The sequence below is a fragment of the Neomesorhizobium albiziae genome (assembly GCF_900114255.1).
Classification (GTDB): domain Bacteria; phylum Pseudomonadota; class Alphaproteobacteria; order Rhizobiales; family Rhizobiaceae; genus Neomesorhizobium; species Neomesorhizobium albiziae.
In genome coordinates this window covers 1-25432 of the sequence record NZ_FOSL01000040.1, presented here as the reverse complement: position 1 = coordinate 25432, position 25432 = coordinate 1, and the positions used below count along the sequence as shown (strand labels likewise).

The following is a 25432-nucleotide window of genomic DNA, read 5'->3' as shown; positions in this document are numbered from 1 at the left end:
GCGCTTCACCTTGACGGCCGGCCAACGCGGCGACTGCCCCCAAGCCTACACCTTGATCGAGGGATTGCCCGCAAAGGTCGTCATGGCCGACGCCGCCTACGATGCCGATCCCTTGCGCCGGGAGATCGCCGATAAGGGCGCTATCGCCGTCATCCCCAGCAATCCGTCGCGCTCGCTCAAGCATCCGCTCGACAAGCACCTCTATGCACAGCGCCACCTGATCGAATGCTGTTTCTCAAGGCTCAAACAGTTCCGGCGCGTCGCAACCCGATTCGAGAAGACAGCCCGAAACTACCTCGCCGTCGTTACCATCGCCGCTACCGTCCTATGGACCAGATAACTGTCCACACGACCTAGAGGTCGTCGATTGGGGTCATGCCTACGAGTTGCTGTTGATGAGCGCCGTGCGACTCTCTCGGGAAGTGGCGAAGAGGATGAAAGACGAGGGTATAAAGGGCGATATTTTGCTGATCTCGTCCGCAGGTATCCATGAGGAACCTGGGCATCTCCTCCTGTCCGGCGCGATGCGCGCAGGTATTGCAGTGCTGGCGAAGCATATGTCGCACGTATTGGCCGGAACCGGGATTCGCGTAAATGTCGTGGCTCTGGGGTACTTCGACACGGGCAGGGTTCATGACCGGATCGAAACACTGGTGGCCGACAACGGACTTGATAGACCTGTCGCGATTGAACGCGTCGCTGGAGCGAACCCCATGAAGAGAGTAGGGCGCGCAGAAGAAGTGGCGGAGCTTGTGGCCTTCATGGTCGGCGACCGAGCCGAATTTCTGAATGGCACGACGATCGTGATCGATGGCGGAAGCAATTGTCTCGTGACCTGACCTATCCGCTAGGATGAGATGCGCGCGTTCGATTTTCACCTTGGCCGGGGCTCTGTTGACTGCATGGCAATTCGCCAACGTTGGCGTCAGGCGGGGCATCCACGCCATCAACTGAGCCGACAGTCGCCAGCGATCTTAAAATTAGATGGCACAATTCAGGACAATATATTGGCGAACCCAATACCTAGTGAGGCATTCTTGGCGGGCAGCGGTTCAGACTGCATCTGGCAGCCAACGCCATCTAAAAAACGAGCGAATTGAAATGTACATCAAAGACGTTCTCCTCGCGCGCGGCGATGGCGCGTTTTTCTATGACGACCAGGCTGCGATCAGGGCCGGCGCAACCCAGAACGGCTTCGTCTATGTGGGCGAACCGATAACGCCCGGGTTCACGTCCATTCGCGTTCCGGCATCTTCGCTCAGCGTCGGGCTTGTCCTTGCCGACGAGACCGTTGTGTGGGGCGACATGATGAGCGTCCAATACTCTGGCGCTGGTGGCCGCGATCCTTTGTTTGAGACCACGCAAATCTCGGATTTGACGTTAAGGGTCCTGACCCCGCGACTTCTTGGGGTCGATCCGTCTCGATATCTTGATGCCTGCGCCCAGGTGTTCCGGCCCATCGAACATAAACGGCTACCTCCGGCAATTGAGTATGGAGTCAGTCAGGCACTGCTCAGAGCCGCAGCCCACCTTCACCGCAAGACGATGGCAGGGGTCGTATGTGCTGAATTTGATCTGCCACTGCCGACGCGCAGGGTGCCGATCTACTGCCAGAGCGGCGATGCTCGCGAAATCAACGTGGACAAGATGATTCTGAAGGGCGTGGATGTGCTTCCCCACGGCCTGATCAACTCACGGGGAAAATTCGGCGCCAACGGCCAGACCTTCATGGAGTTCGTGAAGTGGGTTGCAGCACGCACCCGCGAAATTGGCCGCCCGGGGTATCAGCCGGTGCTGCATTTCGATGTGTATGGCTGGATCGGCCTGGAAATCGGCCTGGAGCCACAACGGATCGCCGACTTCATCTGCAGGGTTGCCGATACCGTTCCGGATTTCACGCTCAACATCGAGTGCCCGGCGGACTTTGGTTCTACGCAAGCCCAAATTGAGAACTACGCCCGGATTGTATCGATTTTGGACAATCGGGGTTCCAGCGCTCGCATTGTCGTGGACGAGCGCTGCAATACGCTCGAGGATATTCGGCTCTTTACCGAAGCAAAGGCCACGCATCTCATCCAAATCAAGACCCCTGATGTCGGCTCAATGGCCGATACGGCGCGTGCCGTTCTCCTCTGCAAGGAGAACAAGGTAGGGGCGTATGTCGGGGGAAGCTGCACCGAGACGGATCTCTCCGCCAAGGCTTCAGTTCATGTATCGGTGGCGACCCAGGCGGACATGATGCTCGCAAAGCCCGGAATGGGGGTCGATGAGGGCTTCTCGATCGTTGGAAACGAACAGAACCGGTTGTTCGCGATGCTGAACCGCCGTTGGGCTCGGGCTGAGAAAATTGGATGAAAAGCACGGTGTCGCATGCAGAACTGTCTTGAGGGGATCACCGTCGTTGCCGTGGAGCAGGCTGTTGCTGCGCCTTACGCGTCGTCTCGCCTTGCGGACGCAGGCGCCCGAGTCATCAAGGTCGAAAGGCCCGAAGGGGACTTTGCCCGAAACTACGATAAGTTGGTGCGGGGACAGAGCGCCTACTTCGTCTGGCTCAACCGGGGTAAGGAGTCGGTTTGTCTGGACCTGAGATCGGAGGCGGACCGCGCCGTCCTGGACACGCTTGTTGCTGCTGCTGATGTCTTCATCCAGAACCTGAAGCCGGGCAGCATCGAAAAACTGGGATTTGGGTCTGCGGACCTCCGCCGACGCTTTCCGCGGCTGATCACCTGCGACATCTCCGGTTTCGGGGAGGCGGGGCCGTTTTCCCACCTGAAGGCTTACGATCTCATCGTCCAGGCCGAAACAGGTCTGTGCGCGATTACCGGTACGCAACAGGGGCCGGCCCGGGTAGGGGTATCGGTTTGCGACATCTCGGCAGGCATGACGGCGCATAGCGCCATCCTCCAGTCGCTCTATAACCGCGAGGTGACAGGGGAGGGCGCCGGCATACAAGTCTCGCTGTTCGATGCCGTCGCCGACTGGATGAACGTACCAGTTCTGCAGCACGAGTATAGCGGCTACCAGACGGTACGCGGCGGCGTGAACCACCCGTCGCTAGCCCCTTACGGTGCCTACCGTTGCGCGGATTGCAAAGACGTCATCTTCTCCGTCCAGAATGACCGGGAATGGGTGAACTTCTGCGAGAAGTTCCTCAAGCAGCCGGAGCTCACACGCGCACCCGGGTTTGCCGATAACATGGAGCGGCTCGGTAACCGCGCTCGTCTTGATGAGATCATCAAGCGGCGTTTTTCCGAATTGTCCTGCGAAGAGGCGATGCAGGAGCTCGAGGCGGCCGGTCTGGCATATGGCCGGCTGAACGAGATCTCGGATGTTTCGCAGCATACACATGTTCGCAGGGTGCAGGTCGGCACACCTGGAGGGGCTGTCGAGGCTATAGCGCCCGCGGCGATTTTCAACTCCGAAAAACCTTTGTTGCGCCCCGTCCCTGCCCTTGGCGCCCACACGGCGGCTATCCGCGAGGAAGTCCAAGCGCGTTTACGCCTAAGGGCCGCTTCGGCGTGAAGACCCCTATCGGTGCGCGCTCACGACTTCGAAACCATCGCGGCTGTCGCCTAGCCGGCCCAAAGGGCCGCCAAGGAAGCTCAGAGCCACCACGCTCACGTAAATCAATAGGGAGGAGCATCTCCATGAGCAGGGACACGGTTCCAGCCGTCCATAGCGCAACCTCCATTCCCCGCTGGAGGTCCATGCTCTTTGTCCCCGCCCACGTCCCCCGGTTCGTAGAGATGGCTCATGACCGCGGTGCAGATGGCGTCATACTCGACCTCGAGGACTCGGTCCCGCAAGATCTGAAGGACGAAGCACGGCGGCAACTTCCTGAATCCGTAACAAAGGTGGGTCGCAAGGGTGCGTCGGTTTTGGTCCGCGTGAACCGTGGCCTGCGCGCCTTGGCCGCCGACCTCGACGTAGCCGTCATGGCGGGGGTTGACGCACTTGTTCTCCCCAAGGTGGAATCTGCGGAGTGGGTGTCAGAGGTCGCGAATGCCGTAACGGAACTTGAACAGGAGAGCAATCTTGCCCTAGGACGCATTCGGTTCCTTGCCCAGATCGAGACCCCGGCCGCATTGCAAAGACTCGCGGCCATTGCGTCGGCCCATCCGCGGATGGTCGCAATGGCGCTCGGTCCTGAAGACTTCAGTGCCGCTGTCGGCGGCGCCCCGCAATTTGACCTGCTCCTGGTGCCGAACCTTGCCGTGCTGTTCGCTGCCCGTGCGGCCGGATTGCTCCCTCTGGGCTTTATAGGAAGCATCGGTGAGTTCTCGGACACCCGTAAACTCCGTGAAGCCGCGATGCATGCGCGACAGCTTGGCTTTGCCGGTGCCCTGGCGATCCATCCGACACAGGTTGCCATCTTCAACGAGGCTTTCTCGCCGGTCACAGAGGAGCTCGAATGGGCGCGCCGTGTCGTCGCGGCTCAAAAGGATGCCGCAGGGCGGGGTCTGTGCGCCTTCGCGATGGACGGCAAGATGATTGACCCGCCGGTGGTGCGGCGCGCTCACGAAATCCTGGCCCTCGCCGGCAGCAACTGACCTACCTCCGGTCATGGTCGGACCGGGAACCTATCCCCGGTGTGGGCTCGGCAGTATTACTTGCTCGCCATCTCATTTCGAGATAGATATGAAGGGACTGGGGGAGTGCCTCAGTTGGGATCCCTAAACCGTGGATATCAGGCAGTTAAGATACTTTGTCGGCGTAGTGGAAGCAGGCAGTTTTACGAAAGCCGCTACGCTCCTTCACGTCGCTCAGAGCGCCCTTAGCCTGCATGTGCGTCAACTGGAGGAAAGCTTTGGCACTCAGCTGCTGGTACGCGACAGGACAGGCGTCAGCGCAACGGCGTCCGGATCCAAACTGCTCGAGCGGGCGCGGACGATTCTCAAGGAAATTCAACTCACCGAGGCGGAACTCACCAACACAGCGGCTTCCCCTGCCGGGGAGGTGACCATTGGCATTCCGTCCGGAGCCGCTCGCGTCCTCAGCGGCCCCCTGCTTGAGTCGGTAAGAAACGAACTGCCGAGGGTGTCCCTCAAGATGATCGAGGGTATGACGGGACCCCTCGAGGAGTGGATGGCTGCTGGACGCTTCAATCTAGCTGTCCTCTACCGCACTGCCGAGAGTGTGGGGCAAATGACGGTGCTGGCACGCGAAGAATTTTGCCTGGTGGTGCCGCCGGGTGAACCGCCTTTCGAAGATTCGATACCGCTCGCCGATCTGCACGCGTTTCCGCTGGCGGTTCCTATGCGCAACAACAATGTCAGGCGTTCGGTGGCTGATGTCGTTGCGCAGCACGGTTGTGTGCTGGACGTCAGATTCGAAGTCGACTCCCTTTCGACGATCGTCAATATGGTCATGGAGGGAAAGGCGTATTCTATTCTTACCCCGTCGGCCATTCAGAAAGAGGCGTCTCAAGGCCAAGTTCGGACGGTTAAAATCGTAGATCCGGTGATTACCCGTTCCGTCGTGCTTGCCGTAAATCCGAAAGATGAGCGTTCTCCGGCCGTCTCTGCGGTCCGCAAGCTCATCCCCAAGGTCGCCAGGACATTGATTGAGAGCCGGCGCTGGTCAGCCACGGCTCCGGACGCGGCCTGATAAACCCTTCAATCCAATGGCCAATGCCATCGCTCTTTCCGCGGCCGCCAGGCGGTATCGATCTGGATTCCAGATGGATCTCGGCAATATTCCATATTTGACCCGCCGCGACCATCGCGATGAAATTGGCAGGAGAGCGAGCGTAGCGGTTTGGATATCGAACGGGCGCTCGTATAGACAAAAATTCACACAAGTGGAGCACGCGATGTCCGACGCCACGAGCTACGAGCTCTTCATCAACGGCATGTGGCGAGCCGGTAGTGGCCGAACCACTCTGCCGGTGATCAATCCGGCGACGGAGAAGGTATTTGCCTTGATGGCCTCGGCGTCGGCGTCGGATCTGGATGAGGCCCTCGCTTCGGCAGAGCGAAGCCGCCGGGCTTGGTCCTCACGGCCTGCAAAAGAGCGCGGCGAGATCCTTGTGGCGGCCGCCAGGATCTTGGCGGCGAAGGTTGGAGCGGCGGCCAGGGACTTGTCGACCGAACAGGGAAAGACGATTGCAGAAGCAACAGGTGAGTACGCGCGCGCTGTCGAAACGCTGGAGTGGAACGGCACACACGCCGAAGAGCTGTCGGCCCCGATTCCACTGGGGCCGAACCGGATGATCGTCCCGGAGGCCCTTGGTGTTGTTGCTGCCTTTACGCCTTGGAACTATCCCGCCGTTCTCATCGCCCGCAAGCTCGCCCCTGCTTTGGCGGCAGGCTGCCCGGTGATCCTCAAAGGGGCTGAAGAGACACCAAGCGCGGCTATCCATATCGTCGAAGCCTTGCGCCAGGCGGGTATCCCGGACGGCGTGGTCAATCTCGTCTTTGGCGTGCCGGTGCTAATATCCCGACATCTCCTCAGTTCGCCGATCGTGAAAGTCTTGACGTTCACGGGCTCCACCGCGGTTGGAAAACAGCTGGCCAAGCTCGCCGCGAATAACTTGCAGCGGTGCATCCTTGAACTCGGTGGGCACTCCCCGATCGTTGTATGCGAGGATGCCGACCTGGCAAAGGTCATACCGGCCATCACAGAATACAAGTTCGAGTGCGCGGGCCAGAGCTGCAATGCGCCCAGCAGGATCCTCGTCGCGCGGCCTCTCTATGCGGAATTCCTCTCCCGGATGACGGAAGCCGCCCGCAAGATCAAAGTCGGTCCACCGGACGACCCGTCTACAGAGATGGGACCGATGGCAAATGCGCGGCGAATCGAGGCCATGCAGCGTCTAACCAAGGATGCGGTCGATCGCGGCGCCCGCATCGAGACCGGTGGCACCCGCCTCGACCGGCCGGGTTTTTACTGGCCGCCAACCATCCTGACAGGGGTGCCAAAGGATGCGAAAGTGCTTCATGACGAGCCGTTCGGGCCGATCCTCACCGTGGCGCCGTTCGACACGATCGAGGAGGCGATCGAAGAAGCCAACGCCACTGAGTATGGCTTGGCCGCCTACTTCTTCACCGGCGCCGCCGATGCGAAACGGGCGCTGATTGGCGCTCTTTCGGCAGGCGCTGTCAGTGTAAATTACCTGAAAGGAGTTTCTGCAGATGCGCCGTATGGGGGCGTCAAACAGAGCGGCTATGGATATGAGGGGGGCGAGCAGGGATTGCGGAGCTTCCAAAGCCTGAAACTGGTCAACGGGCTCGGATCATTCGGATGAGATTTCGTGAATAAAAAAACACGGACCATTGCCGGCAAGGATATCACAAAGAGCGTCGCCGACGCCCTTCAGTACATCTCGTACTACCATCCCCCCGACTATATCCGATATCTTTCGCAGGCATACGCGCGCGAACAGAGCCCGTCGGCGAAGAACGCCATCGGGCAGATTCTGGTGAACTCCCGCATGGCGGCCTTCGGGCGGCGCCCGATTTGCCAGGACACCGGCCTCGTGGTGGTCTTCGCAAAGGTCGGCATGGATGCCCGCATCAAATCAACCGCCAGTTTCGCAGACCTCGTCAATGAGGGCGTCCGTCGGGCCTATCTCGACCCGGACAACCCCCTTCGGGCATCGATCGTTGCCGATCCGCTCGCCGGACGGGTCAACACTCGCGACAACACGCCGGCGGTCATCCACGTCGACCTCGTGCCCGGCAACCAGATTGAGATCACCATCGCCGCAAAAGGCGGCGGGTCGGAAAACAAGGCGCGTTTCACCACCCTGAACCCCAGCGCGTCCGTTGCCGACTGGGTGGTCGACACCGTTTCGACCCTTGGCAGCGGATGGTGCCCGCCAGGCCTGATCTCGGTCGGCATCGGTGGCAGCGCTGAAAAGGCGATGCTGCTGGCCAAGGAGGCCATGAACGAGCCCATCGACATGTCGGAACTGATCGCCAGGGGGCCGTCAAGCGCGGAGGAGGCACTGCGGATTGAGCTTCATGAGCGGATTAACGCGCTGGGCATCGGCGCCCAGGGCCTTGGTGGACTGACGACAGTCGTTGACGTCAAGGTTGCGACCTATCCTACCCATGCGGCGTCCAAGCCCGTGGCACTCATCCCGCAATGCGCCGCCAACCGGCACCTGAAGTTTACTTTGGACGGCACAGGGCCAGCACAGCTCCAACCGCCCGACCTTTCCGAGTGGCCCGAGATTGGGATCGGGGAATTGAACCTAGCCGGCGTCCGGCGGGTTAACCTCGATTCGCTTACGAAGGAAGAGACGGCAGCTTGGCGGTACGGCGAGACGATCCTTCTGTCTGGAAAGATGCTTACGGGCCGTGACGCCGCCCACAAGCGAATGGTCGACCTGATCGATGCCGGCAAGCCGCTCCCGGTCGATCTGCGGGGACGCGTGATCTACTACGTCGGGCCAGTCCGCGCGGTGAGGGATGAGGTCGTCGGACCGGCTGGCCCGACAACCTCCAACCGGATGGACGGCTTTACTGAAAAGATACTCGCCGAAACCGGGGTCTTCGCGATGGTGGGTAAAGCGGAGAGGGGACCGGCTGCCATCGAGTCGATTGTCAGACACAAGACGCCCTATCTCATCGCAGTGGGTGGCGCTGCGTACCTGATTTCAAAATCGATCAAGGCGGCGCGGCTCGTTGCCTTTGAAGACCTGGGCATGGAAGCCATCTATGAATTCGAGGTGCAGGACATGCCGGTCATCATGGCTGTCGACGTTGAGGGAAACTCCATTCACAATTCCGGGCCTCTTGAGTGGCGTAAGCGCATGGCGGCCGACAGCATCGCACGCAACATCGGCGTTTGAGTCTTCCCGGCTGGGCCATCCGGCCAGACTCCAGCACCGAATTCTGGGCCGTAGCGGTAACACGAGCGGCATTTTGTGGTGCCCGGCTCCTCGGCGAGCCAGATAAGAAAGGCCTTCAATTCATCTCGAAGCCGAATGCGCCGATGTAAACACTGCATCTGACTATGCACTCCACGCGATCGATGCTCGGATGCTGTCGAGGGTGTCAATCGAGTAAAGCAGCGGAGATTCAAAAGAATGCGCTATCTATATACGACAATGCCTCCGGCGAAAGGCGACTATACTTCTCCAGTTGCGTCATCGCCCCGTTAAGGTGGCGGATAGCAAAACTGCTTCTATAGCCTTTCTCCATGGATCGCCCTCCCTCACCTGACTTTCGACCACCCCCCTCTGGCGCATTGCGGGCCGAGAGCGGATGCCGTCCACTACATTCGGTCACTTCAATTAATGATAGAATTGGTTGGCATCAATTACGCTGTCGACAACGGCTTGAGAGCAAAACGTCATGAAGTCGAAACCCGATCCTGTGCGCCTAGACGCTTGGGACGTCCGGATTCTCTCAGAGGTTCAGTCAGACGGTCGGATTTCGAAAAGCGAGCTTGCGAAGCGTGTTCATCTTTCAGCGTCGGCCTGTTCGGAACGGCTCCGTATACTCCAAGCCGCAGGGATTATTGAGGGATTTTATGCGCGGCTGAGTCCGGCTCTGACCGGTGGCGTGATCTTCGTCATGGTAGAGGTGGTGCTGGATCGTCACCGTCTCGAAAACCAACGACACTTTGAAACCGCGATTCAACAAATCCCGGAAATCCTGGACTGCTGGGCTATCGGGGGGCGGATCGATTATCTGATGCGCGTTTCATCTCCTTCTATGGCTGCGTATCAGGATTTCATGGAGGGACTGCTGCAGGCAGGCTTGGGGATCGATCAATACTACAGCCTTGTCGTGACGAAACCAGTAAAATCCAATTCACCGATCCCCTTGTCAGCACTAAGACAACGGTAAACTCCCGAAGCCTTGGTTTCCACGGCGATTGGTGCCGATTCCGCGAATTCGTCGGCTAAAGACGTGCATTTTCGCGAAACTCAAGAGGTGTTTGCCGATATGTTAATTGCTAAAGAGGCGGCTGGCCGAGTGTTCTCCGCCGACTGATCGCGAGGAGAGGGACGATGCGCTTGAGAAATCTGGGAACCGAGCAACTCCGGGAGAAGGATCGAAGCTTCGTCTTTCATCCGTCTACGCACTTAGCCAAGCACAGTCGCGGCGAGACGCCAAACCGGATTATGGCCGGTGCAGAAGGCGTGTACATCTGGGATACGGACGGCCGAAAGAGCCTTGACGGTTTCGGCGGGCTCTACTGCGTCAATATGGGCTATGGATGCACGGAAATCGCCGAGGCCATCGCCCGGCAAGCGCACGAGCTACCGTTCGCGCATGTCTATGCCAGCCAGGGCACGGAGCCGGTCGCCCTTTTGGCGGAGGCCGTGGTAGAGTATTTCGGACAGAACATGCGAAAGGTCTATTTCGGCCTTTCCGGTTCCGACGCCAACGAAACCAATATCAAGCTGGTCTGGTACTATAATAACATTCTCGGCCGTCCCGAAAAGAAAAAGATCATCTCGCGAAATCGCGGCTATCACGGATCTGGGCTGGTCACCGGTAGCCTGACAGGCCTTCCCTTCTTTCACAATTTCTTCGACCTGCCTCTGGATTTGGTGCGCCATACGACGACGCCGCACCACTATCGCCAGGCGCATGACGGGGAAAGTGAGGAAGCGTTCGCTAGGCGCTGCGCCGATGAACTTGAAGCCCTTATCCTCGCTGAAGGCCCGGAGACGGTTGCAGCCTTTATCGGGGAGCCGGTACTTGGGACCGGCGGCATTGTTCCACCCCCAAAGGGATACTGGACCGCCATTCAAGCGGTGCTCGACAAGTACGATATCCTTCTAATCGCCGATGAAGTGGTCTGCGGCTTCGCGCGAATTGGCGAGAAGTTTGGTTCCCACCTCTATGGCATGCGTCCGGATTTCGTAACGATCGCCAAGGGCTTGAGTTCCGCCTACCTGCCCATCTCCGGGTCAATTATCGGCGACCGCGTCTGGTCGGTCTTGGAAGAAGGAACGGAGAAGAACGGCCCTCTCGGCCATGGCTGGACATATTCTGGTCACACGCTTTGCGCGGCGGCAGCGCTTGCCAATATCCAATTACTCAAGGAAAGAAACATCTTGGAACATGTCCGCGATGTCGGACCCTACTGGCATGCCCGCATGAAAGCCGAATTGGAGGGGCATCCCATTGTCGGCGAAGTTCGCGGCGTCGGAATCTTGTCCGCCGTGGAGCTAATGAGGGATCCAAAAGCACGGGTACCATTTGAACCCGAACTCCAGGTCGGCGCGCGCGCCGCCGCTGCTTTGCTTGAGAACGGTGTCATCGGCCGGGCCATGCCGCATGGCGATATCCTCGGCTATGCCCCGCCTCTGATCATTACCCGAAAAGAGATCGATATCATCGTCGATGCGACTGCGAAATCAGTCGATGCGACCTATCGCGCGCTGAAGGCCGAGGGCGCGGTATGATCCTGACGCAGCCGATAGATACCGCTAGGACTGCCGGCAATGAGCCAAATTCCCCAGGCACTCGCTTTCGCACAGCACGCGTTCGAGATTTTGGGCGATCGGGCGCCCTGTAAGGCGCGCGGAGATGTGGAAGGATGCACCTTCCCTTTCACCGTACTCAGGGGACTGCATGTGGAGCATGCCCCAACGATGTAACAGGGCAAAACCCTTGCGGAATGCAGAGGAACTCGCTCGTGGCGTTGATGTTCGAATGGGCGAAGCAGACGACACCGTCATAAAGATGGTTTGGACGTCAACAACGCGCGTCGAAAGTTGGACAATGAAGAAGTTCATCGCACCAAGGGCGCGTCGGGCAGCCTCACAGGTAACTCGGCGTATCGGCAAGGTGTTCATGGAGAACCTCCAGAAGCTCTCGGGTCACCCCTGGTTTGGATTATGCGCCGCGTCGGCCTTATCGTAGCCGTGGAGATGGTATCCGAAAATCTTCTCGGCCAGTTCGGCGAGGCATTTCCTTCCGCACGTCGTCGTCGGCCACTCATGTTTTTGCCCTCCGCTCATCATTACCGAGGGGGCAAGCAAGCGAAGTGGTGGCAAGGGCCAAAGGGAAGCGCAAAGCGACTGCGGAGTGTTCGACGATGAAGCGTTCGGATCGGAACGCAATCAAAAAGAGGTTTGCTACGCGCAAAGCCAAAACCTGCCGCCGCCGTCTGGTCCCCGTGGAACCACGACCTAAGCGCGGCGCGCCCTGCCGGCGTCCCTCCCACCGGCAGGGCGCTGTTTTCAAGGCGCTGGATGGGAGTGCTTGCAGCGCATCCGATCGAAGGCTTGAGAAGGAGAGTGATATCCGAATAGCGCATCGAGCTTCGACATCTCCGTTACGAAGCTACTGCCGCCCCGCACGGTAGCTTCCCGCGCGCGGCCGAAGTACTTCGCATCAAGCAGTCGACCCTGAACGGTGTGTATTGCGCCGCTGGACCACGCTTCTCCGAGATGGCCGTTCGAAGAGTCCAGCGGTAGCTGCGGTTTGCAACGCTGGCGCGGAGCTCGTGCAACGCGGCATCTCGTGGAGGCGGTTCGTCACATGCCGGCCAATGCCCGCGAGGTTGGCCGCGGTTATGCGGGCCAGCTTACGGTGGGGTCTACAGGTCGGGGTGGCGCGCAGCAGACAGATGGAGGGATTGAGTCAGGACAATGACGAAGGACATGCAAATTGTCTTCGAGACATTCCTGGAACAGCTGTCGGAAAGCGTCGATGAGGCGGATTTCCGCGAAGCCATGGCTGGTACCGCCTCGGAACTTGATCTACTCACCTTTGCCTACCTGTCCTTACCATTGCAACCTTCGGGCAAGCCCAAGCTGATCTCGAACTATCCATCTCCCTGGACCGCGCGCTATCTGCAAAACCGGTATCAGAAACTCGATCCGGTCATCCTGCGTGCACGGTGTGGCGGATGCCCGTTTCGATGGGGATCGGGTTTCAGTGGCGTTGAGATATCACAGGCTCAGCAAAGGCTGTTCGATGAAGCGGCCGAGTTCGGCATCTGCAGTGGTTTGACCATCCTGATTGTCGATCGACGGGGCCGCATTGCAGCGATGACCTTTGCCGCCGATGAGCCCAATCCGGCGTTCCTGCGTATCGCCGAGCGATATGAACAAGCTCTTCAGCTCATGGCGACCTGTTTTCACATTTCCGCTCGCCGCAAACTCTCGGGCAATCGAACGGTGGACGGCGTTTTGCTGACACCGCGTGAATATGAGTGCCTGCAGTGGGCGGCGCGCGGCAAGTCCGCCTCGGACATCGGCTGCATCTTGGGCATCAAACCGCGCACCGCCGCTTTCCATCTGGACAATGCCAAGAAGAAGCTCGGCGTGCGCACCAAAAATCAGGCCGTTGCGCTGCTGGCCTCCTCACGATCTTCCATTCTCTGAGAAACTGAATTCGTCTTTGGTCCCCCTGTGCATGTGCACAGGCTGTTTCGGCGGGCGCATTCGCCTCCAATGGCAGGGTCATTTTCTGCCCGGAGGCCCTCATGATGCAGCTGATCGCACCCGATTGGTACGGCGACTTTGCCGACGAACTGCACGCAATGCACCGTCTGCGGTACCGCGTTTTCAAGAAGCGGCTCGACTGGGACGTGCGGACGAATGGCGGCTACGAGATCGATTCCTTTGACGCGTTGAAACCGCATTATCTGATCTTGCGAGGTTCCGATGGTCGTGTCGATGGGTGCGTCCGACTGCTTCCGTCGAAAGGGCCCACGATGCTTCGCGACACGTTTCCGGTGCTGTTGGATGGCCAGCCGGCGCCGGAGGAGCCGAGCGTCTGGGAAAGCAGCCGCTTCGCCCTTGATCTTCCGCCATCCGCGTCGAAGGGCGGTGGCGGAATTGCCGTCGGCACTTACGAGCTCTTCGCCGGCATGATCGAGTTCGGCCTGTCGCGCCGTCTCAGCCGAATTGTCGCCGTCACCGATCTGCGCATGGAGCGCATCCTTCGCCGCGCCGGCTGGCCGCTTGCGCGGATCGGCGAACCCCACACAATCGGCACCACCCGCGCCGTGGCCGGATACCTCGAGGTCTCCAACGAGACGCTGGATGCCGTTCGACTAAACGGCGGTTTTCATGGGCCGGTACTGTGGGCGCCGGTGGCTTGCACGGCCGCGTGATGTTCGACCGTTGTCCCCGTGCCGCAGGCAGACCTGGGTCATGAGCCTGGCAGAAGGCAGCGCCGCCGACTGGCCGGATTGGTGGGAAAAGAGCTCTTACGCCTACACCGCTCATCTGACCCGGCGCGACTGGGCCTGGGAGTTCTTGCGGCGCAATCCGGCATTCCGGCACGATTTGGCCAATGCACTGGAGCGGTCCGAATGGCTGGAACATCGGACATCGCTCGACATCATTGCGTCGCGCGTCGACCTGGCGCGCTGGGACGTTCTGTTTCGCGGACTCCCTCAGGCGTAATGCGGCCGTATTCTGGTGTCCACGCCGGTGCCCAAACGTCCTGCCGGTCGTTGCGGAACAGGTGCCCTCGTCGTCGGCGACACTGCCGTTCGACCTGACGGCGCTGCCATGCCGTGCAACGGTCCTGCTGGCGGGCGACGGCCGCCAACATGTCCTGCTGCGGCATGCCGACTGGCACGTCCAGCTTGTCGTGTCTGGCGCCAGCGTTTTGCTGCCCGTCCGATTCCATATCGACGCAATCTGGCCCGCCGGACAGTTGAAACACCGCCTATGGGCGCTTGAATGTCTCAACAGTCTTACGGCGGACGGACGACTGCCAAAGACCTTGTCCCCGCCGGAAGCGCGTGGTCGACGCCTCCGCTTCGTCCTCCAGGCACTCGACGGTTCGCTTGCGGGGGCCTCGCACCGGGAAATTGCCGCAGCGCTGATCGGCGAACCGCGGGTTCAGGCCGACTGGAAAGATCCTCGCGATCATTTGCGTGACCGCATCCGCCGCGCCATTCACCGCGGCCATGCGCTGATGAATGGCGGGTACAGGGACTTCCTTGCTTGAAAGTGTAACGGAAGGCGCCGCGCAATTGGTCAGCTGGCGAACAATTCCTTGTAGCCAGTCGTGACCATCCAGTTCGCACGGTCGAGATGACTGCGAAGAGCCTTCCGGGCGCGCTCCGGTTCGCGTGCCGGATCAATGCCGAGGATCAGATGCGCCATCTCTTCTTCGCTCGCATCATCGGCGGAAGCGTCCTAATCGCCTTGAACATCTTGCACTTCAGAGGTGAAATGGATGCGTATTGCGGACCGTCAGCCCGGTCGTCCCCCACGGGCTGCAGTTGATGGCTTTGTCCACGCGCATCGTGGCCAGCCATCTGAAAACACGATGGCACTGTCCGGGGCATTATATTGGCGAACTCTACGCCACGTGGCGCATATTGGCGGGTATTCGCGCCACCAAGAACAGCTGACGCCTATCGATCTGGCGGTAACACAGGACGATTGCGTCGATGAAGCATTGATCAACTCTTGAGCAACCGAGATGAACAATCGTCGACTTACCGCAGATAGTTTTTCCGCTTTATCCTTCTTCAGCCGATCAGATGAGTACAGAATGACCCAGGACCGACATGACGATAAGGTGCTGCCTCCTCTCACCCGTGTCACGAAGCAGGGAGTAACCTATGCTCGACCTGAACGTATCGAACAGGAAATTGCGGCGGCGCTCGACCTGCCTCTCAATCAAGCCTTCAAGCTTGCCGCGAGCGGCCATCTGTCGCCTCAGGCACTAGTCTTCTTTCTTCGGCGTTTTCGACCAAACAAACGCTCAACCGAATATGATGCGATGTTCATGGCCTTCTTCTCGCGCATTGAACGTGCTGGAACGCGCCATTTGTCCGATATTCCCTCACATCTGCATGAGCGCGCGCATGATCAGGTGCGCGACAAGGTGCTGAGCTGGATGTCCGACGACCGAATGGACATTTTCGAGGCGAGTTTCCGGACTGTTGTCGAGAGGCTCTACCTCGACGCTCGATCACGCCTGATGCTTCGAATATCGACCGAACTCCCTATCGGTGATTTTGGCTCTGATGACGAGGAAACGTCCGGTGGGGATGTCGTCGACGCGCTATTCGCGTCAACAAACCCGCAGCCACGGTCGCTCGCTGATGTTCGGAGCGAACTGCGGTCGATCATCGCGCAGTTGGACGGCGAGGAGGGGCAGGCGCTGCTGTATGTTGACGGCTTGGGAATGACAGAGAAGGAAGCAGCCGCACAAATGAACTGCTCGGACCGCAAGGTTCGCTATCTTCTGAAACGCGCCCGCCCCAAGGCGCGCGCCATTTGGGATTTAAGATGATGACCATCGAAACCGAAAACGGAAGGCAGCTTGATGCCTTATTGGCCGAGTTGCACGAAATGCTTCCAGATAGCTCCACCCAGGATGTCGCGGCCTTTGCTGACGCTCATCCGGGATATCGACGTCAGATCCTCGCCTTCGCCGCCGCATGGCTGGTCATGCCTTCGGGCGTCGAAGGCGAGGGCGTGTCCGACGAACAGCCGTCATCGGGCGTCGTGGCCGCGCTCGACCGCTTTTGGGCTAAGGGCGCCACGCCTGTTTCTGATCCCTTTGCCGCGCTTGACTATGCGGCGCTCGAACGCATCGCCGCGGAATGCCGCATTGACGCGAGCATATTGCGCAAGCTCGAGAGACGGCTGATCGACGCGATGACAATACCCGGCAAGCTGCTTGCGTGGCTAGCGCATAGTCTCGGGAGCGACATTGCAAGCCTTTTCGGTTTTCTTTGTGGGGCGCCCGTTTCCTCCGGGGCGGACTATTATGCGCCGAGCGGGCCAAAAGCCACAGGAAAGATAAACTTCGCCGATGCCGTTAGGTCTTCGACATTGACCGGCGAGCAGAAGGACTTTTGGCTGCGCGAGGCTGGGAGCTAACATGGATTCATTCCTGGCGGTCCGCATCGCCGCCAATTCACTTCGCGCCACAGCTGAGATTTCAGACAAGACTGATGCGCCAACGGCGGTTCGCGCGGCCGCGCTCAAGCGTGGCCTCTCGATCAGGCCGCTCGACTACGACGATCCGGAGCTCGAGGGCGCGATCGGTCTGCTCGAACGAAAATACAGGCAAATTCTGGTCCGCAAGCAGCTCAAGGGCGATTTCGAAGCCGAGGTCATCGCGCATGAAATCGGGCATCACGTCCTTCACGACGGGCCGGAAGCCGGATTCTATCAACGTCACGAACAGAATGGGGGTGATCCGACCCAGCGCATCGAAACATATGGGATCAAGGAGCGTCGCGAGGCCCAGGCAAACGCTTTCGCCCGCGAGTTTGTGTTGCCCCGAGCGCTCGCGAGGCGCCTCTTTGCCGAAGGTTTGCGGGCCTCTGATATCTCGCGTTCGCTGCAAGTGCCCTATGAGACCGTTCTGCAGCAACTGGCGGACGGCATATTGTTGCCGGAGCTTCCGCCGGTGATCGGCCTGGCGCCTCCCGCGGTCCCTGAACCGAACGACTCGCAGCGGAGGGCCGCTGACCACCGGGGAGCGCCTTTCCTACTGAGCGCGGGACCCGGAACGGGCAAGACCAAGACCCTTGTGGACCGCATCGCGGGTCTGCTGCGGGAGGGCGTGCCGGCGAGCGCGATCCTGGCATTGACCTTTTCGAACAAGGCCGCTCAGGAGCTTGCCGACCGCCTACATATCCTAGCCGGCCCAACGGCTGTAAATCTCTGGTCAGGCACATTCCATTCCTTCGGCCTTGACACGATCCGGAAACATCATGCCCTTTTCGGCGTATCCGAGGATCCGCGCGTCGTCGATACCAGCGAGGCCATAGCGCTCATGGAAGACGCGCTGCCCGCGCTCGACCTGCGGCACTATCTCAATTTGTTCGAACCGGCCCTTGCCTTGCGCGACATTTTCGGCGCGATTTCGCGCGCGAAGGACGAACTCTGCTCGCTTGAACGTTACGCCAAACTAGCCGCGGAAATGCGCGCGAACGCCACGTCCGATGACGAGGTGGTCGCCGCCGAAAAGGCCGCCGAGGTCGCGGTTGTATATCGCTATTACGAAGAGCAACTGCGGGCGCTTCGGGCTGTCGACTATGGCGATCTCATCGTACTTCCGACACTGAAGATGCGTGAGGACGCCGATTTTGGCGAGTTGATGCGATGTCGGTTCGCCCATGTGCTGGTCGATGAGTATCAGGATATCAATCGCGCGGGCGCCATGCTGGTCCGCGAGCTGGTGGGACGGGGCGAACGGCTTTGGGTCGTCGGCGACGCGCGCCAGTCGCTTTATCGTTTCCGAGGCGCTTCAGCGGTTAACATCGATCGCTTCAAGCGGGATTATCCTATCGGTCAACGTGACAGCCTGACGATAAACTATCGATCGACGCCTGAAATCGTTAGCACCTACACGGCGTTCGGTAGGGAAATGCGTGTGGCAGACTACGCGGGGTCCGCCGAGCTGACCCCCGCCTCGCCGAAACGTGGCGTGGCTCCCGCGATTTACGAGCTCGACGATGCCGAAGCGGAGATGGAAGCCCTCGCGGGGAATATCCGCGCGCTCGAACGCGAGGGTATCGAACTCAAGGCGCAGACGGTGTTGGCCCGCAGCAACGGGACACTAGCGCGAGTCGCGGAGGCGCTCGAAGCACGCGACGTTCCCGTCCTTTATCTTGGACCGCTTTTCGATCGGCCTGAGGTCCGTGACCTTCTGGCGCTGCTGTCCTTGCTGGTTGACGCGAGCGGATCAGGTCTCGTGCGGGTCGGGGCCTTCCCGGAATATGCGGTGCCCCTCGCGGACAGTCGTCGGCTAATCGAGCATGCGCGCGTGACGGAGGTTCGAGTTTTCGATCTTTTGCAGCGCGTCGAGGAGATGGCGACGCTTTCTCCCGTAGGACGAGCAGGTCTGCGGCAGCTCGCCCTACATCTCGACGAGGCGCATCAAGGCACCACGCCCTGGCTCTTTGTGAGCCGCTTCCTCTTTGAGCACAGCGATTATGTCCGAACGGTCCTTTCGGGCCAATCGCCATCCGATGACATGCGGCGCGTGGCGGTCCGCCAACTGATCGATGCCTTGCGTGCCATGCCGCTGACCGGCCGTGGCACGCCGGTCAGGCGCGCCCTGGATCGCATTCGGCATATGATTCTGCTGGCCGATGAGCGCGATCTCAGGCAGCTCCCGCCGGAACTTGCCGACCTCAATGGCGTGCGGCTGATGACGATCCACGCCAGTAAGGGGCTGGAATTCGACGCTGTCCACCTGCCTTGCCTATATGCCGGCGCGATCCCGGCGGCAAATCGACCACCCGCCTGTCCGCCGCCGGCGGGGATGGTCGATCGCATCGAGGGCGAGGACGCGCATGAGGCCGAAGAGGAGTGCATCCTTTATGTCGGCATGTCGAGGGCGCGCTCGCGGCTGCTGCTTTACCGCCCGACGAAGCGCGGCGGACGCAATGCGAACCCGTCTCGCTTTCTCGCGCGTGTTCCGGTGGCGGTTTTCCCTGCCTCAGGGCGGATTGCCAGAAAGACGCCTCCGCCGACTTACCCGCTAAGGGAGGTCTCCCTCTCGGTCAGCCTGTCGGCGGCCGACATCGAGCGATATGCCGGCTGTCCGCGCCGTTTCTTTTATCAGCAAGTACTCGGGCTTGGCGGCTATTCACGCACGGGTGCCTTCTTGCAAGCTCATGGGTGCGTCCAGGCTGCCATTCGCTACGTTCGCGACCTTGAGGATGCGGGCGATTATGACCGGAGTCATGCGAACGGATTGTTCGACCAGGCATGGAAGGCGAGCGGCTTGGATGCACATCCCTTCGCGGCGGGATATCGAAAACTGGTCGACTCGATGCTCGACCGGCTGCACGCCGCGGCCGATGGCGTCTCTGCGCGGTCGGCAAAGTTCGTCACGACGATAGGCGCGGAGCCAATCAGCGTCACAGCCGATCGTGTTGTTGCTGGCTCGGCGTCGCCGGTCGTGCGAAACCTACGCTCTGGTCGCGGCTCAGCAAACGACACCGATCGACTCTCGGCGACGCTACAGCTCAAGGCCGTTGCCGAGACATTGGGTGCCGGCGCTCGCATCGAGACTCACTATCTGGCCTCGGGCGCGATCCGCGAAGTCGCGCAGAGCGATGCTAAGTATCGAAAACGGATCGCTGATTGCGAAGAGGCGGTGGCCAGCATTCGCGCCGGCGAATTCCCTCCCGCTCCCAGCGACTTCAATTGCCCGCGCTGCGCTTTCCTCTTCATCTGCCCGGCGCCCACGACGGATTGACGTCGAGGCGCAGCGCCGGAGAGGCGCGGCAAAGTCAAATCCAAAAAAAAGTGGCGGTGGGTTTTCCGCTTCCGCACGCCTCGCCCGATTGAGGGAGCAGGGGCAGCAAGGGGCTGTCCAGAGACAAAGGACCTCCCTATGGCGGACGCCCACCCAGATACGGCGAAGCGGCGCGATGTCGCCGCTGAGATCGCGCTCGACGGCATCGATTTCAAATCCATCCAGCTCTCCGACCCGGTTCCGCTGGGGCGGCAGCTTCTCACCGCTGGCTCGCAAGTGCCGGCGGAAGCCTTCAGCCTGTTCGCCATTTTGCCGGACGGGGCCTTCGAGGACGTGCGCCTCGATGAAACCTTCGATCTCCGGGCGAAAGGCACGGAGCGCTTTATCGCCTTCTCGGGAGACCGGATCTTCCGCCTTTACGCGAACGGCCGCGAGGTCAAATGGGGACCCGAGACCGTATCCGAGGCAGTGCTCCGCTTCCTCACCGGCGCGGATGAGGACGAGGCCGTGTTCCTTGAGGTACGCGGTGGCACTGACCGGCTCATCAAGGAAGGCGAGCAGATCGATTTGACCGAGGCCGGTGTCGAGCGCTTCATTACGGCGAAGCGCCCGCGGACCTATAGTTTCTTCGTCAACGGCACGAAATACGAGACCGATCAGCGCCGACTCACCGCGCTCCAGATCAAGGCTCGTGTGCCGAACTGGGACCCCAATCATGACCTCGTGCTCGAGGGACATGGCGACGAGCCGGACGGTCCGGTCGGTGACGACGAGCTGATCGATCTCGACGTCAAACCGGCGCGACGCTTCTCGTCGGTGCCCAAGGCGAATTTCGGCTGATGTCGCCAATCTTGGAACGGCAGCTGCGCGAGCTTGTCGATCGCTTCGGCGGCGCTGAAGCGCGCGGGCTGCCCAGCAGGACAACGCTGGTGAGCGTACCAGGCGTTCCGCTTCCGCCCGGCTGGTCGTCCGAACATACTTCGGTCCATTTTCTGGTGCCCGTGGGGTATCCCCTGGCCGCTCTCGATTGCTTCTGGGCCGGCAATGATCTTCGCCTCGCCAGCGGCCTTGTTCCGAAGAATGCAGCCGCGGACAATGTCATCCCCGAAGCGGGGTTCATGGGACTGTGGTTCTCCTGGCATCTCACCGGCCCCTGGGATCCGAACCGCGATACGCTTTCGAGTTGGATGAATGTTATCGCCGACCGCATGCGGAGGCCGCAATGAGCGGCCTCCGCATGACCGGCGCCGCCCATACGACACTCGAGCGAGCGCTGCTCGAGGGGGCCGCGACCGAACGATGTGCGATCGGTTATGCGCATCACGACAGCGCGTCGGCGACCTGGGTATTGGAAACAGCCGAGTCGCTGCCCGACGACTCCTACGATCGTCGCGATCGCGTCGCCGCGACGCTGAAGTCGCACGTGCTCATCGAGGTCGCCAATCACGCTCGTGCGAGCGGGATGAGCCCGATTTTCTTCCACACGCACCCCGACGCTGTTGGCGCACCCCACTTTTCGGCCATCGACGACCGCGGCGAGGCTGAAATCAGGGACTATCTCGAGCGGCGCGCGCCTGCCGCCGCGCCGCTCGCGGTGGTGATGGGGCCGCAGGGCGCGCGTGCGCGCCGGCTTGGTTATGGCGAGCCCGTTGATCTCTGGACGGTCGGTGCCGATGTCAGGCTTCTCGGCAATGATCATGGCGCGGCAAGCGACGAAGCGCGGAACGATCGCCAGATTCGTGCCCTCGGCCGCGAGGGGCAGCAGCTTATCTCGCGGCTCAAAATTCTCGTCGTCGGTGCTGGCGGTACCGGCTCGGCTTCGCTTCAGCAACTCGCCTATCTCGGTGCGTCCGATGTTACCGTCATCGATCCGGATCGCGTCGAGGAGAGCAATCTCAATCGGTTGATCGGCGCCGCTCCCGCGGACATCGGTCTTCCCAAAGTCGCTGTCGCGCGCCGGATGGTCGAAGGGATAAACCCGACTGCGCGTGTGGAAGCCATCGTGGGCGATATCGTCGATCAGGAGTTCGCCGAGCGTATCGGCGGCTTCGACTTCGTCTTCCTCTGCACTGATTCCCATGCGAGCCGCGCCATTGTCTGCCAGGCCGCCTATCAGTTCCTCGTTCCGGTCGTCGATATGGGCGTAAGCATCACCGTTGCGGACGGAGCCGTCACGCACATCACCGGGCGCGTTCAGATGCTGGCGCCAGGGCTGCCCTGCCTCACCTGCACAGGCGCCCTCGATTCCGAGCAGGTCCGCCGCGAGATGCTGACACCCGAGCAGCGGGCGGCCGACCCCTATGTTGTCGGCGGGCGTGTTCCGCAGCCGGCGGTCGTGTCGGTCAACAGCAGCATGGCCTCGCTCGCAGTGACCATGTTTCTAGGCGCGGTCACTGCGGTGCCCGTGCGGGCCCGATATCAGCGCTACGACGGCCTCCAGGGCGTGGTGCGACTGATGGCGGCGCGCTCCCGCACCGGCTGCATCGCCTGCTCCGGGGATGGGGCACTGGCGAAAGGCGGCAACTGGCCGCTCCCCGCGCGGCCGAAGGGGCGGCGCCATGGATAGGGTCCGCAGCCAGGTTCTTTGGTTCGGCAAGGTGCCCCCGGACCTGATGCTGCGCGAGATCGCTGCTCGCCGGATGACCTGCAGCCCCGCCGATGCCGACGACACTTTCAGCGACGCGGTCGGTGCGCGAGCGGTGGTCCTCAACTTTGCTACCGGTCTTGAAACCGACCTTCTTGCGCTCGGCGAGAAACACATCGCGCGCTTCGTCGATCAAGGCTTGCGCGTCGATATCGTCGCGCCGGACGATAAGGCGATGGGCAAAGTCCAGACCATTCTCGCGAAATTCGCGTCGCTGCCGGGGGTGTTCTTTCACACTGGTCCCACATCGCCGATGGTCGCCGAAGCGATAGCGCGGCACGACGCCGGACCGACGCCAAGGCCTGGGCTTGCAATCGTTGTCGAAGACGGTCGCGAACGCCTGCGGAAAGCCGAAGAAATCCTTTTCCAGAGGGCGTTCGGGCATTGCAGCGAAATCAAGCTGGTCGAACTTTCGGGAGGTCGTTCTTCGGCGCGGGTCTTCGCCGTCCATATGGTCGTCGACGGATCCAATGCCGGCGTCTGGCCGCAACCGGCCTTTGCCAACCTCGACCGGAACGCCAAGATCGCGAGAGAATATGAGAAATATCGCGAGTTTGCCGACGGGTTCATTCCTTTCGGCTTGCGGCCGAATATCAGCGATGTCGTCGCCGGCAGCGACTATAGTTTGCTCGTTGGCAATTTCGTGGATCGTTCGGAATCGCTTCGCGATCTGGCTGAGCGCGACGTGGCATCGGCGGCGGTGACTTGCTTGCTTGACGAGACGCTCGGCGGTTGGCGGGATCAGGCCTATGCGATAGCGCCGCAGCGCGGATCGGTTTCCGAGATCATGCACGCGGCCGAGCTCTGGGACGCCGGCAAAATCCAGAGCGAATATGTCGATCGAGCCCAGGAGCATCGCGTCATGGAAACGCCGGAAAAGCTTCGCGCCGCCTTGGCCCAGCTCGATCAGCAGTATCGCATCGCTCCGGTGCATGGCGATCTGCATGGCGAAAATGTGCGCGTGCGCGGAAACAACTCGATCCTGATCGACCTCGCCTCAGTGTGCCGCGCACCGATTACGGCCGACCTCGCCGCGCTGGAGACTTGGTTTGCTTTTGAACTCGCGACGAAAGATGATCCATTGATCTATTACGACGCGAACTGGCGGGCCCTGGTGAACCATCTTTATGCCCCCGATGCATTCCGGCATCCGCCAGGGCCGTGCCGGCCCACCGCGCCGCGCGCCTGGATGTCGAATATCGCTCGGCAAATCCGCACGAAGGGCCTAGCGATCCAGTCGTGCCCCGATGAGTATCAGACGGCCGTCGCCGTTCAGTTGCTGCGGCGCTGCCAGTGGAACGACGGTCCTCCGGGCGATCGTGGGCGGCGCGCCCACGGATATCGGCTCGCCGCGGCTCTCGTCGCCGACCTTGATGGAGGGACGAAATGAGGAGGCCGGCACGGAAACTGCGCTGGCGCGGTGTCGGCGAGTATCGGGACGAGGCCGAAGGGCTGCTCGAGCAGGCGGGCGACGCGGCGGCGGTCATCCGGGGACGTCTCCGCTCGCTGATCCTCAAATGCCCCGACGGTTGCGGCGAAACACTGTCAATCAATCTCGACCCGCGGGTGGGAAAGGCGTGGCGCCTGGATGTCCGGTGCGAGCGCTTGTCGCTCTACCCATCGGTCTGGCGCGAGGGCGGCTGCAAGAGCCATTTCATCCTCTGGCGTGACCATATTGTCTGGTGCGGCCGCTTCGAAGACGAGAATGAGGAACCAGCCTACCATCCCGAGCTCGAAGCGCTCGTGCTCGAAGCCCTCGATCCCCGAATCTTTCGGACAAGTTTCGAGGTCGCGGTTGAGATCGACGAGATTATCTGGGACGTCGACAGAGTGCTGCGGCGTCTGGTGCGGGAGGGCAGGGCCGAAGCGGGCGGCAGTGCTTCGCGCCGTCTCTTCCGGCGCGTCGAGTCGAAGGCAAGGCGCTAGGTCGATATGATCCGCGCCGTCGCCGGTAGCTTACGGCCCGGTGGGAGGGCGTGTGCAGTTGCGTGCGCGTTTACTAGGTCGAACCGAAGGTTAGCGGCGCGCATTGCGGAGCTCGCGTTGAAAATTGAGCGCATAATTGTCGATCTTTATTGTATAGCCCGGATTTGAGCTTGGTGCCTCCCTGCGCGGGCCGGAGTGGCGCTAAAATTAACAAGACGGGCGTTCGGGAAACGTCGTTTGACCTGCTGCCAGCTCGCTGCGGTGTTGTGGTGGGCCTCATCTACAAGGAACATATCGAAGAAATCTTCAGGGGAGAGCATCAAGCCACCGGTTTTCTTCTCCGGCGATCTGCTGAATGTTCGCGACCGTCACGTCCGCATGGAGGATATCGTCGACGTTGACGCGGCCGCTTTTCACTATTGCGGTCTCAGAGTCCGTGCCGAAAGTCATTGATTTCGTGCGATGCGCCGGACAAGGATCATGACGGCTGCGGCGTAGAGGAATGCTGTTGCGGATTCGATGGTGGCTTCGGCGTCCTTCCATAGGCGTCTGTTGCGACTGATCCACGCAAAAAAGCGTTCCACGACCCAACGTCTCGGTTGCACGGCGAAGCCGATCTGATCTGGCTGTCTTTTGACTATTTCGACTGCGATGGAGGTGGCCTCGGCCACACGCGGTCCCCGGTATCCAGAATCAGCGAACACCATTCGGATAAAGGGAAATGGTCGCCGCGAGGCGTTCAGGATCG

Annotated in this window: 24 protein-coding genes and 1 pseudogene; 22 read left to right on the top strand and 3 right to left on the bottom strand. The window is 60.8% G+C overall.

What is annotated here, in order from left to right; all coding sequences use genetic code 11:
- The 14 genes and pseudogenes from F3H98_RS28585 to F3H98_RS28525 all read left to right on the top strand — a co-directional run.
- Nucleotides 1–340 (top strand): IS5 family transposase (locus F3H98_RS28585; protein ID WP_149764143.1); only part of this gene is annotated, 340 nt, incomplete at its 5' end.
- Between the two features lie 19 nt (nucleotides 341–359).
- Nucleotides 360–839: pseudogene (locus tag F3H98_RS28580) on the top strand (SDR family oxidoreductase); the annotation flags it as partial.
- A 262-nt stretch (nucleotides 840–1101) separates the two neighbouring features.
- Nucleotides 1102–2355, top strand: a complete 1254-nt coding sequence (locus F3H98_RS28575; RefSeq protein ID WP_149764139.1) for a methylaspartate ammonia-lyase — start codon at nucleotides 1102–1104, stop codon at nucleotides 2353–2355.
- 15 nt (nucleotides 2356–2370) lie between these two features.
- Nucleotides 2371–3522: a CaiB/BaiF CoA transferase family protein gene (locus F3H98_RS28570; RefSeq protein WP_149764137.1), complete on the top strand. Its 1152-nt coding sequence runs from the start codon at nucleotides 2371–2373 to the stop codon at nucleotides 3520–3522.
- Between the two features lie 125 nt (nucleotides 3523–3647).
- Nucleotides 3648–4550 (top strand): HpcH/HpaI aldolase/citrate lyase family protein, encoded by a 903-nt coding sequence (locus F3H98_RS28565; RefSeq protein WP_149764135.1) that lies wholly within the window; start codon nucleotides 3648–3650, stop codon nucleotides 4548–4550.
- A 130-nt stretch (nucleotides 4551–4680) separates the two neighbouring features.
- Nucleotides 4681–5607: a LysR family transcriptional regulator gene (locus F3H98_RS28560; RefSeq protein WP_149764133.1), complete on the top strand. Its 927-nt coding sequence runs from the start codon at nucleotides 4681–4683 to the stop codon at nucleotides 5605–5607.
- Nucleotides 5608–5812: 205 nt separating this feature from the next.
- Nucleotides 5813–7246 (top strand): NAD-dependent succinate-semialdehyde dehydrogenase, encoded by a 1434-nt coding sequence (locus tag F3H98_RS28555; protein ID WP_149764145.1) that lies wholly within the window; start codon nucleotides 5813–5815, stop codon nucleotides 7244–7246.
- A 6-nt stretch (nucleotides 7247–7252) separates the two neighbouring features.
- On the top strand, nucleotides 7253–8797 hold the full coding sequence (locus F3H98_RS28550; RefSeq protein ID WP_149764131.1) for a fumarate hydratase: 1545 nt from the start codon (nucleotides 7253–7255) through the stop codon (nucleotides 8795–8797).
- A 505-nt stretch (nucleotides 8798–9302) separates the two neighbouring features.
- Nucleotides 9303–9800, top strand: coding sequence for an Lrp/AsnC family transcriptional regulator (locus F3H98_RS28545; protein WP_149764129.1), 498 nt, complete (start codon nucleotides 9303–9305; stop codon nucleotides 9798–9800).
- 164 nt (nucleotides 9801–9964) lie between these two features.
- On the top strand, nucleotides 9965–11371 hold the full coding sequence (locus tag F3H98_RS28540) for an aminotransferase (protein ID WP_149764127.1): 1407 nt from the start codon (nucleotides 9965–9967) through the stop codon (nucleotides 11369–11371).
- A gap of 1203 nt (nucleotides 11372–12574) precedes the next feature.
- The gene (locus tag F3H98_RS28535) at nucleotides 12575–13300 is read left to right on the top strand and encodes a LuxR family transcriptional regulator (protein WP_425294891.1); all 726 of its coding nucleotides are present in this window, start codon (nucleotides 12575–12577) and stop codon (nucleotides 13298–13300) included.
- A 101-nt stretch (nucleotides 13301–13401) separates the two neighbouring features.
- Entirely contained in the window at nucleotides 13402–14034 is a 633-nt protein-coding gene (locus tag F3H98_RS28530; protein ID WP_149764123.1) for an acyl-homoserine-lactone synthase, read from the top strand.
- A 40-nt stretch (nucleotides 14035–14074) separates the two neighbouring features.
- Nucleotides 14075–14329, top strand: a complete 255-nt coding sequence (locus tag F3H98_RS31405) for a transcriptional regulator domain-containing protein (RefSeq protein ID WP_188130621.1) — start codon at nucleotides 14075–14077, stop codon at nucleotides 14327–14329.
- A gap of 61 nt (nucleotides 14330–14390) precedes the next feature.
- Nucleotides 14391–14882, top strand: a complete 492-nt coding sequence (locus tag F3H98_RS28525) for a DUF2285 domain-containing protein (protein WP_244621964.1) — start codon at nucleotides 14391–14393, stop codon at nucleotides 14880–14882.
- Nucleotides 14883–14911: 29 nt separating this feature from the next.
- Here F3H98_RS28525 and F3H98_RS32700 read toward each other — a convergent pair whose 3' ends face one another.
- Nucleotides 14912–15040, bottom strand: a complete 129-nt coding sequence (locus F3H98_RS32700) for a hypothetical protein (protein ID WP_425294890.1) — start codon at nucleotides 15038–15040, stop codon at nucleotides 14912–14914.
- A 394-nt stretch (nucleotides 15041–15434) separates the two neighbouring features.
- Between F3H98_RS32700 and F3H98_RS28515 the strand changes: the two genes are divergently transcribed.
- The 8 genes from F3H98_RS28515 (at nucleotide 15435) to F3H98_RS28480 (ending at nucleotide 24684) form a co-directional block, all read left to right on the top strand.
- The gene (locus F3H98_RS28515; RefSeq protein ID WP_188130620.1) at nucleotides 15435–16181 is read left to right on the top strand and encodes a sigma factor-like helix-turn-helix DNA-binding protein; all 747 of its coding nucleotides are present in this window, start codon (nucleotides 15435–15437) and stop codon (nucleotides 16179–16181) included.
- On the top strand, nucleotides 16178–16774 hold the full coding sequence (locus F3H98_RS28510) for a hypothetical protein (RefSeq protein WP_149764118.1): 597 nt from the start codon (nucleotides 16178–16180) through the stop codon (nucleotides 16772–16774). The genes F3H98_RS28515 and F3H98_RS28510 overlap by 4 nt, the downstream gene beginning before the upstream one ends.
- 1 nt (nucleotide 16775) lies before the next feature.
- Entirely contained in the window at nucleotides 16776–20114 is a 3339-nt protein-coding gene (locus F3H98_RS28505) for an ATP-dependent helicase (RefSeq protein ID WP_149764116.1), read from the top strand.
- Between the two features lie 138 nt (nucleotides 20115–20252).
- Nucleotides 20253–20954 carry a multiubiquitin domain-containing protein gene (locus tag F3H98_RS28500; protein ID WP_149764114.1) on the top strand — a complete coding sequence of 234 codons (702 nt, stop codon included), beginning with the start codon at nucleotides 20253–20255 and terminating at the stop codon, nucleotides 20952–20954.
- Entirely contained in the window at nucleotides 20954–21340 is a 387-nt protein-coding gene (locus F3H98_RS28495; protein ID WP_149764112.1) for an E2/UBC family protein, read from the top strand. The genes F3H98_RS28500 and F3H98_RS28495 overlap by 1 nt, the downstream gene beginning before the upstream one ends.
- Nucleotides 21337–22680, top strand: coding sequence for a HesA/MoeB/ThiF family protein (locus F3H98_RS28490; RefSeq protein WP_149764110.1), 1344 nt, complete (start codon nucleotides 21337–21339; stop codon nucleotides 22678–22680). The genes F3H98_RS28495 and F3H98_RS28490 overlap by 4 nt, the downstream gene beginning before the upstream one ends.
- Entirely contained in the window at nucleotides 22673–24148 is a 1476-nt protein-coding gene (locus F3H98_RS28485) for a phosphotransferase family protein (protein ID WP_188130619.1), read from the top strand. The genes F3H98_RS28490 and F3H98_RS28485 overlap by 8 nt, the downstream gene beginning before the upstream one ends.
- Entirely contained in the window at nucleotides 24145–24684 is a 540-nt protein-coding gene (locus tag F3H98_RS28480) for a ubiquitination-like system serine protease family protein (protein ID WP_149764106.1), read from the top strand. Before F3H98_RS28485 ends, F3H98_RS28480 begins: the two co-directional genes overlap by 4 nt.
- Before the next feature lie 146 nt (nucleotides 24685–24830).
- Here the strand turns inward: F3H98_RS28480 and F3H98_RS31605 are convergent, their stop codons facing one another.
- Nucleotides 24831–24977: a DEAD/DEAH box helicase family protein gene (locus F3H98_RS31605; RefSeq protein WP_244621967.1), complete on the bottom strand. Its 147-nt coding sequence runs from the start codon at nucleotides 24975–24977 to the stop codon at nucleotides 24831–24833.
- Between the two features lie 153 nt (nucleotides 24978–25130).
- Nucleotides 25131–25432 (bottom strand): transposase (locus F3H98_RS28470; RefSeq protein WP_149764104.1); only part of this gene is annotated, 302 nt, incomplete at its 5' end.